Below are 8,529 nucleotides of genomic sequence, written 5' to 3'. Positions count from 1 at the left end.
GGGGGGTGAGGAGAGGAGCGACACGATGAACAGCGACGTCTTTCCCGGGCCCGTCGGCGCGCCGCCGGGGGCCGCCTCCGCCATCCTGAGCTTCGGTCCGCTGACCGCCGCTCCGGGGCCGGTGCGGTTCATCGAGGGCTTCGAATCCTTCGCGGACCTCGTCGAACGCGAAGGAGCCGTTCCGACGGAGCTGGCGGAGGACTTCCCGGCGCTGTGGAGGTTCATCGCGGAGCATCCGAGCATCGCGGATTCGGCTGCCCTGGCGGAGTCCGCGGCGCGGTTCCTCGGTAATGCGATCGCCGTCGCCCATCCCGCGGCCACGTGGCGTGCGACGCCCGACCTCGAGGTCGGCACGAACACGCGCTCGATCCCGGTGGCGGGTCTCCTGCAGGGGATCCTCACGCACCCCGAGCGGCTCGACGACTTCCGGGAGATGCTCGCCTCCTGGGAGCAGGACGATCTCGACGACCAGGAGATGCAGGCCCTCACCCGGGACTTGCCGGAGCCGGCGCTGATCGTCCCGCCGGTCGACTACCGTCGTCCGACCCTCCCGACGCGCGAGTACGCCGACGACGAGGGGCGCATCATCCGGTACGGGACCCGGTGGGCGGGCGGCGCTCCGCCCGAGGACGCGTACTCACGGGAGTCGCATCCGGAGCGCTTCGAACCGCTACGCCTCGTCGTCGATGCCCTCGTCGATCACCTCCGCAGCGGGTACCAGACCGAGGTGCGCGAGGAGGGAGGGCCCGAGGGCGCCCGGCGCATCGTGCTGGAACCGCCCACGGGTGCTCCGATCGCGCTCACGGAGACCGGGCCGTGCGTCGAGGTGGAGGCCGGTGCACTCTTCCGGGCGATCATCCCCTCCTGCACGTGCGATGCGTGCGACGAGACCGCCGAATCCGCGGCGGATGAGCTCGAGAGGACGCTTCGTGCGATCGCTGCGGGCGGACTCCGCGAGCGGTTCCCCGTCGGACGCCGCGCCTGGCAGCTCACGCAGCTGGTCTCCCTCGGCGGAGAGGGGCGATCGAGCAGCTCGGGGGCGGCTCCGGAACTGCCCGAAGAGGTGCGCGAGCAGAAAGCCGCCGTGCTGCGCGATCTCGACGACGGCTGGTGGCCCGCCTGGCCGCTCCGGGCGGCGCCGTCCGCGTAGCGCGTTCGCGGGTCACATCGCGTTCCAGCGCAGGCGCGGGTCGGCGGTGAACTCGTCGAGCGGGGCGGATGCCTCGCCGACGGGGAACATCGTCACGAGCAGCGGAGCGGTTCCCGGGCCGGGCGCGACCGCGTAGGCCAGCGCAGCGGGGCCGGCTTCGGCGCTCAGCGCCAGCCGTGTCTTCCGCCCGTCGATCTCCTCCGTCGCGCTCGCCGCGGGGCGCGCGAGCAGAGCGGATGCCGCGGTCATCGCACGCGCGAGCAGGGTCGGTCCCTCGTGCCAGGGGTGGAAGGCATCCGCCGTCAGCCCGCAGGCCTGCGCGAGCGCACCCTCGACCCAGCGATCGCGTTTGAGGCCGTAGGGCGTGACCTCGAGGGAGAGCAGGTAGCCGTAGCAGTGCAGCAGTCCAGCGTTGCCGATCGGCCAGGTCGTGGCGAGGCCGGCTCGTCGATGCAGCTCCTCGAACAGCGGGCGCGCGGTCACGGCCGTGCCCGTGTTCTCATCGATGACGGTCGATAGACCCCACGCGGTGAACCTTCCGGAGGCGCGGTCGTCGTCGACCGCCCGACTCAGCCAAGGGAGCGCGTCGATCGCGGCGCGGGCGCCGGCGAGGGTGCCGTCGGCGGCGAGGGCCGCGGCAGCGGTCAGGGAGTCGAGTTCGGACACAGCGCTCACCATACGTGAGCCGGGTGGACGGATTGTTCACACGGCGTTCACATGCCGGGGACTTTCTGTCCACAATCGATCCCCATCATGGACGGAGCGTCCCCACAGAAAGAACTCCGTGAACTCCATTCTCCTCTTCGACTTCGACGGCACGATCGCTCTCGGCGACGGTCCCGTCCTCGCCTATGCGCAGCAGGTGGCCGACGCCCTCGGCGATCAGGGCGGTTTCGTCGACGGCATCCGCTCCCAGCTCGCCGCCGCCGACGACGAATCGCTCGACGGCTACGATCTCGTGCGCCGCGCCGCCGAGCACCGCGGTGCGGATGCCGCCCTCCTCAGCGCCGCCTACCTCGCCAGCCGTGCGCAGCTCGCCACGGCGGACGCCCCGATCTCGGCGCCCCAGGGCCTCGCCGCCTTCCTCGCTGATGCCGACGCCGAACGCGTGCTCGTCACGAACGCTCCGGCCATCCGGATCACCGAGGCGCTCGAGGCGCTCGGGCTCGCGGGTCTCTTCGACCGCGTGGTCACCGATGCCCGCAAGCCTGCGGGGCTCGACAGTGTGCTCGCCGACCTCCCCGCCGATGCCCGCGTGCTGAGCGTCGGCGACATCTGGCACAACGATCTCGCGCCCGTGCACGCCCGCGGCCACGCGACCGCACTGATCGGCGGCTTCCCCGACCCGCGCGCCACCCCCACCTTCCGCGCCGCCGAGTTCTCGACGCTGATTCCCCAGCTCGAGACCTGGCTGCGCGGCTGAGACCACACCCTCCCGCCCACACACCCACCCCATCGAAGGATGATCATGCGTACCTCTCCTCTCCGCCGCTCCGCTGCGGGAATCGTCGCCGCCGGCGCGCTCCTCACCGTCGTGCTCGCGGGCTGCTCGAGCAGCACCGCGGCGCCCGACGATTCGGTCGCTTCGGCCGCCGATCCCGATTCGCTCGTGCTCGCCCTCGTGCCCTCGCAGGACCAGGACGGCCTCGTCGACACCGCGGCTCCGCTCACCGACTACCTCACCGAGGAGCTCGGCATCGAGGTCACCGGTGTCGTGTCGAAGGACTACCAGGCCGCCGTCGAGGCCATGGGCGCCGGCCAGGCCCAGATCGGCTTCCTGCCGTCGCTGCAGCTGTGGCAGGCGAACGACATGTACGACGCCTCCGTCGTGCTGCAGACCGAGCGCAACGGCAACATCACCTACCCGGCGCAGTTCATGACGAACAATCCCGACAAGTACTGCGAAGACGAGCCGGTCGAGCGCGACGGGATGCTGTTCTGCAACGGCGCCGACGCGATGACGGGGCCGGCCGGCCTCGACAGCATCGACAAGGTCGCGGGCGCGAAGGTCGCCGTGCTCGGCCCGGGCTCGCCCGCCGGTTACATCTACCCGATCCTCGCGCTGCAGGAGGCGGGACTCGACACGGATGCCGACATCCAGCAGATCCCCGTCACGGCCAACGACGCCTCGGTGCTCGCGGTCTACAACGGCGACGCCGAGGTCGGCTTCAGCTTCTGGGACGCCCGCACCATCGTGCAGAAGGACACCCCGGACGTGGGCGAGAAGGTCGTCGTCTTCGCGCTGACCGAGGAGATCCCGAACGACGGCGTCGCGCTGTCGTCGGAGCTCTCGCCCGAGCTGCAGGGCCGCATCACGAAGGCGCTCGAGGACTTCTCGAACACCGAGGAGGGGTCCGAGATCCTCACGAGCATCTACTCGATCACCAAGCTCGCGCCGGCCGACCCAGACTCGCTCGACGTCGTCGCGCGCGCCGCACAGGCCCTGGGGCTCCAGTAAGTTGTCCGACCACATCCAGCACGTGGACGCCGCAGCTCCGGCTGCGGCGTCCACGCCGTGGTCCATCCGCCTCGACGAGGTCACCGTCCGCTACCCGAACGGCACGATCGGGTTGAATCGGGTGTCGCTCGACATCGCCGCAGGCGAGATGGTCGCCGTCGTCGGGCTCTCGGGGTCGGGCAAGTCGACGCTCATCCGCACGATCAACGGCCTCGTCCCCGTCACCTCCGGCACGCTCGACGTGGGAGAGCACCGCGTCTCCGGCGCCTCACCCCGCACGCTCCGCCGTCTGCGCGGCGACATCGGCATGGTGTTCCAGGGGTTCAACCTCGCCGGCCGCGCGAGCGTGCTCCAGAACGTGCTCGTCGGGCGCCTCGCCCATACCCCGCTCTGGCGCACCCTGCTGGGCGCGTACCCCGAGGCCGACAAGCAGCTGGCCTATCACGCGCTCGATCGCGTCGGCATCCTCCCGAAGCTGCACTCCCGCGCCTCCGATCTCTCGGGCGGGCAGCAGCAGCGCGTCGCGATCGCCCGCGCCCTCGCGCAGGAGCCGCGCATCGTGCTCGCCGATGAACCCGTCGCGAGCCTCGATCCGCCCACCGCGCACGGCGTCATGAACGATCTGCGCCGCATCAACCGCGACCTCGGCATCACCGTGCTCGTGAATCTGCACCTGCTCGATCTCGCCCGCGAGTACGGGGCGCGGATGATCGGCATGCGGGCCGGCGAGGTCGTCTACGACGGGCCGGCGACGAACGCGACGGATGCCGATTTCGAGAGCATCTACGGACGCTCGCTCACCCCCGACGATCGGTTGGACACGTGACGGGCGTCGCACCGGCATCCGCCCTCGACATCCCCGCCCGCCCGCCGGGCGCGTGGAAGGGGCCCGTGATCGTCGCCGCGGTCGTCGTGGTGACCGTCGTGATGTGCCTGCCCGGCATCGGTATCGGCGTCGACCTCGCGGCGATCGGCCGCAACTGGCAGAACGGCACCGACAAGATCGTCCGGCTGCTGTTGCCGGACTGGAGCTTCTTCCCGCGCACCCTGCCGCCGCTCATCGAGACGTTGCAGATGGCGGTGATCGCCACCGCGATCGGGGCGGCCGTCTCGTTGCCGCTGAGCTTCTGGGCCGCGCGCGCCACCAACCCGAACGCCCCGGCCCGGATCGCCGTGCGCGGCATCCTCAACGTCATCCGTAGCGTGCCCGACCTGCTGTACGCCGCGATCCTCGTCGCGATGGTGGGCGTCGGTGCACTCCCCGGCATCCTCGCCCTGCTGCTGTTCAACGTCGGCATCATCGTCAAACTCGTCTCCGAGGCGATCGACACCAACGACCGCGGCCCCCTCGAAGCCGGCCGCGCGGTCGGTGCGACGCAGACGAAGATCAACCGCACCCTGGCCCTGCCCGACGCCTGGCCCGCGTTCGCGAACCAGGCCCTGTACGTGTTCGAGCTGAACGTGCGCGCCTCGACCGTCCTCGGTCTCGTCGGCGCCGGCGGGATGGGCCTGCTGATCGACGCGGTGCGCACCTTCTACCGCTACGACCAGCTGTCGCTCATCATCCTGGAGATCCTCATCGTCGTCATCGTGATCGACCTCGTCTCGGACGCCATCCGACGGAGGCTCGTATGAGTGCGTCGCTGACCCTCATCCCCGACCGGCCGCGCCGCCCCTGGCTGATCGCCGGATGGCTGCTCGTCACGGGCATCGTGGTGCTGGCGTTCTGGTCGATCGACATCAACTGGGCGCGGCTCGTCGACCTGCCCGCCGAGATCGTCCGATACTTCGGCCTGATGTTCGCGAACCCGAACTGGGAGAAGCTGCCCGAGGCGCTCTGGCAGACCTGGCGCAGCATCGAGATGGCGTGGGTCGGCACGATCCTCGGCATCCTGCTCGCGACGCCGCTCAGCCTGCTCGCCGCCCGCGGATTCGGCCCGGCCTGGCTGCGCGCGCTGCTGCGGGGTCTGTTCTCGCTCATCCGGGCCGTACCCGAGATCATCATCGCGATCATCATCCTCTCGGTCACCGGGCTCACGCCGTTCACAGGTGCGCTCGCCCTGGCGATCAACGGCGTCGGCACGCTCGGCAAATGGGGCTACGAGGCGGTCGAGGCGGTGCCCCGCGGACCCATCGAGGCCGCCCGCGCCGCCGGTGGCGGCACCCTGCAGGTGTTGCGCTGGGGTGTGTGGCCGCAGTCCGAACCCGCGTTCTGGTCGTTCTGGCTGTACCGCTTCGAGATCAACGTGCGCTCCTCGGCGGTGCTCGGTCTGATCGGCGTCGGTGGAATCGGCGACATGCTCACCTCGTACACCCAGTACCGTGAGTGGTCGACGGTGGGTGTCCTGCTCATCGTGGTCGTCGTGGTGACGATGCTGATCGATGCGGTGTCCGGTGCCATCCGCCGCCGCATCATGGAGGGAGCCCGCGCCCGTGTTCTCGCCTAGCGCCCCGCCCACCGCGCGCATCGCCGCGGTGCTCAACACCCTGCAGCCGGCCGAACGCCGGGTCGCCGAACTGATCGTCGAGGCATCGGATGCCGTCGTCGAATGGACCGCGCAGGAGCTCGCCGACCGCGCCGGGGTCGGCCGTGCCACGGTCGTGCGCACTTGTCAGACCGTCGGCTACCGCGGCTATCCGCAACTGCGGGTGGCGCTCGCCGCCGAGCTCGGTGCCAGCCCGGGGGAGACCGGGGTCGATCACGGCCCCGGCGTGCTCGGGCGCATGCGGGGCGAGATCGATCGGTTGGCGTCGTCGTTGCCCGCTCTCGCCAGCCTGCTCGACGCGGATTCCGTCGCCGAGGCGGTGCGGGTCGCGGCATCCGCCCGACGCCTGCTCGTTCTGGCGAACGGCTTGTCGTCACCGATCGCAAACGACCTCGCGATGCGGCTGACCGCCTCGGGGCGATCGGCGGAGTTCATCGCCGACGCGATCGCCCAGCAGATCGCGGCCCGACACCTCACGCCCGATGATGTCTGCCTGGTCGTGAGTGGCTCGGGAGCCAATGAGGCGAGCCTGCGCGTCGCGACCGCGGCGGCGCGGGGCGGCGCGACCGTGATCGCGTTGACCTCGTTCGCGTCGTCGGCCCTCACCGAGGTCGCGACGCTGTCGCTCGTGATCGCGCCGACTGGGGTGAGCTTCCGCGATGAGCTCGAGCACACCTCGCGCGTGGCGTACCTCGTGTTCGCCGAGGTCTTCGCGGCGGCGGTCACGACCGCGCGCGGCGACGATGCGGTACAGGCCCGCGCGCACGCGCTCGAAGTCGTCTCCGACAACCTCGGTGAGGGAGCCTGACGTCTCGCGGTGACTCAGTCGCGCGCCGTCTCCAGCAGGGCCCACAGCTCGGCGCGCGCCGGGAACGACGACAGGTCGATGTCGAGCAGCGTGCCCGCCTGAGCGATGCGCGAGCGGAGGGTGTGGCGGTGCACCCCCAGGGCGGTCGCGGCCTGTTCGGCGCGTGCGTCGTTCTCGAGCCACACCCGCAGAGACTGCTCCAGCCCCGACCCGGTACCGGCATCGTGGGCGCGCAGCGGTGCGAGGCGCGACTCGGCGACCAGGCGTGCCTCGTCGGTGGCCAGCGCCGACAGGATGCTCGAGCCGGCGGCATCCGCGAATCGGGCGGCGCCCGGCGTGCTCCGCTGGCGCAGAGCGGTGAGGGCCTGGGCATGCGAGCGGGAGAACGCGGCGTAGGAGTCGGGTTCGGAGACGCCGAGGCGGATGCCGAAACGCGCCGCCAGCTCGTCGAGGAGTGCGTCGTCGTCGGCCGCGACGCACATCGTCACGCCGTCGTCCGACTCGGCCAGGAACGACGCCACCCCATGCTCGGTGCGCTGACGCTCCCACCAGTCCACGAGGGCGGTGGCGGGGGCATCGCCGGAGACGGCGACGACGATCGGCGCGACGGGCAGCGCCCCGAGCACGCGCCGCGCGATCGACGGGTCATCCGTGAGCAGGGAACGCAGCAGCTGGGAGTGCAGGCGCCGCCGGCTGCGCGCCAATTGCTCGCTCTGCTCGAGCGCCAGCCCCGACATCGCGATCACCGAGGTGACGACGGCGCGGGCCTCGGCGTCGAGGGTGTCGATCTCGAGGGCGATCACTCCACGCAGGTGCCCGCCGCGGCCGACGGTCGAGAGCAGGAAGGTGCGCCCGTCGAGCGTGAGCGACTGCCCGGCCTCGAGCCCGCGGGCGAGCACCTCGGCGACGCGCTCGCCCAGGGCGTCGAGCAGCTCGCGGTCGACCGCATCGCGCGCGGGAGAGTGCAGCAGGGCGCCCGCGGCGTCGAACATCCCGGCCCACACGCCGAGCCGACGGCTGAGCTCGGTGATGATCGCATCGAGTCCTCGGGGGCGGAGGGCGGCCAGTGCGAGCCCGCGCTGCGCGTCGAGCGCCCAGGAGCGACGCGCGTAGGCCTGCGCGGCGATGGCTTCGGAGTGGGCGCGGGCGATGGCGATGAAGGGGGTGCGGTAGGGCACCTCGAAGAGCGGGATGCCGTGCAGGGCGCAGGCGTCGACCAGGGCATCGGGGATGCCGGAGCGGTGCACCTCCGTGCCGAACCCGAGTCCGAGCACGCCGCGGTCGGCGAGTCGGGCGACGTACGCGCCGATGTCGGATGCCGAGTCTCTTTCGGATGCCGCGTCGAACTGCGTGCCGGTGGTGAGGAGGGCGAGGTCGTCGGAGAGGAACGGGGTGGGGTCGGCGAGGTCCGAACTGTGCACCCAGCGCAACGGCCTCTCGAGGGCGCCGACGGGGAGCGCGGCCGGGTGCGACACCAGACGGAGGTCGAGATCGCGGCGCCGGAGGAGGGCCTGCAGAGTGGGCTGATCGGCCATGCGCCGCCTCTCTTGTACGTCTCGGCGAAGTCTCGTCCTCGATTGTACAGTCGGGCGAATGCGCGATGTCGGTGCCCGGTCGTACGCTCGCG

The 8,529-nt window shown here is 71.3% G+C and carries 9 protein-coding genes; 7 read left to right on the top strand and 2 right to left on the bottom strand.

The genetic code is table 11. The annotated features are described in order from the left end of the window. The coding region (locus WFJ97_RS15605; RefSeq protein WP_336642170.1) for a DUF6226 family protein at window positions 1–1,150 on the top strand (1,150 nt) is incomplete at its 5' end. Window positions 1,151–1,162: 12 nt separating this feature from the next. Here WFJ97_RS15605 and WFJ97_RS15600 read toward each other — a convergent pair. Continuing rightward, window positions 1,163–1,816 carry an amino acid deaminase gene (locus WFJ97_RS15600; RefSeq protein ID WP_336642169.1) on the bottom strand — a complete coding sequence of 218 codons (654 nt, stop codon included), beginning with the start codon at window positions 1,814–1,816 and terminating at the stop codon, window positions 1,163–1,165. Window positions 1,817–1,934: 118 nt separating this feature from the next. Here WFJ97_RS15600 and WFJ97_RS15595 point away from each other — a divergent pair, with 118 nt between their 5' ends. The 6 genes from WFJ97_RS15595 to WFJ97_RS15570 are packed head-to-tail and all read left to right on the top strand — an operon-like array spanning window position 1,935 to window position 6,902. Next, entirely contained in the window at window positions 1,935–2,573 is a 639-nt protein-coding gene (locus WFJ97_RS15595; protein ID WP_336642168.1) for an HAD family hydrolase, read from the top strand. Between the two features lie 45 nt (window positions 2,574–2,618). Further along, window positions 2,619–3,608, top strand: coding sequence for a phosphate/phosphite/phosphonate ABC transporter substrate-binding protein (phnD, locus tag WFJ97_RS15590; protein WP_336642167.1), 990 nt, complete (start codon window positions 2,619–2,621; stop codon window positions 3,606–3,608). Between the two features lies 1 nt (window position 3,609). Further along, window positions 3,610–4,434 carry a phosphonate ABC transporter ATP-binding protein gene (gene phnC, locus WFJ97_RS15585; protein ID WP_336642166.1) on the top strand — a complete coding sequence of 275 codons (825 nt, stop codon included), beginning with the start codon at window positions 3,610–3,612 and terminating at the stop codon, window positions 4,432–4,434. Continuing rightward, a complete protein-coding gene (gene phnE, locus WFJ97_RS15580; RefSeq protein WP_336642165.1) occupies window positions 4,431–5,243 on the top strand; it encodes a phosphonate ABC transporter, permease protein PhnE in 813 nt (270 codons plus the stop codon). Before phnC ends, phnE (WFJ97_RS15580) begins: the two co-directional genes overlap by 4 nt. After that, the gene (gene phnE, locus WFJ97_RS15575; RefSeq protein WP_336642164.1) at window positions 5,240–6,055 is read left to right on the top strand and encodes a phosphonate ABC transporter, permease protein PhnE; all 816 of its coding nucleotides are present in this window, start codon (window positions 5,240–5,242) and stop codon (window positions 6,053–6,055) included. Before phnE (WFJ97_RS15580) ends, phnE (WFJ97_RS15575) begins: the two co-directional genes overlap by 4 nt. Beyond that, the gene (locus WFJ97_RS15570) at window positions 6,042–6,902 is read left to right on the top strand and encodes a MurR/RpiR family transcriptional regulator (protein WP_336642163.1); all 861 of its coding nucleotides are present in this window, start codon (window positions 6,042–6,044) and stop codon (window positions 6,900–6,902) included. Before phnE (WFJ97_RS15575) ends, WFJ97_RS15570 begins: the two co-directional genes overlap by 14 nt. A gap of 14 nt (window positions 6,903–6,916) precedes the next feature. Here the strand turns inward: WFJ97_RS15570 and WFJ97_RS15565 are convergent, their stop codons facing one another. After that, a complete protein-coding gene (locus tag WFJ97_RS15565; RefSeq protein ID WP_336642162.1) occupies window positions 6,917–8,437 on the bottom strand; it encodes a PucR family transcriptional regulator in 1,521 nt (506 codons plus the stop codon). Window positions 8,438–8,529 lie beyond the last annotated feature (92 nt).

This window comes from Microbacterium sp. USHLN272 (genome assembly GCF_037149655.1).
GTDB lineage: Bacteria > Actinomycetota > Actinomycetes > Actinomycetales > Microbacteriaceae > Microbacterium > Microbacterium galbinum.
The sequence above is the reverse complement of the archived record's forward strand: the minus strand, read 5'-3'. Positions and strand labels throughout refer to the sequence as shown.

Bases quoted from the DNA above. Each gene is read 5' to 3' on its own strand.
- phnD (WP_336642167.1), top strand. From the start codon at position 2,619: ATGCGTACCTCTCCTCTCCGCCGCTCCGCTGCGGGAATCGTCGCCGCC.
- phnE (WP_336642164.1), top strand. From the start codon at position 5,240: ATGAGTGCGTCGCTGACCCTCATCCCCGACCGGCCGCGCCGCCCCTGG.
- WFJ97_RS15565 (WP_336642162.1), bottom strand. From the start codon at position 8,437: ATGGCCGATCAGCCCACTCTGCAGGCCCTCCTCCGGCGCCGCGATCTC.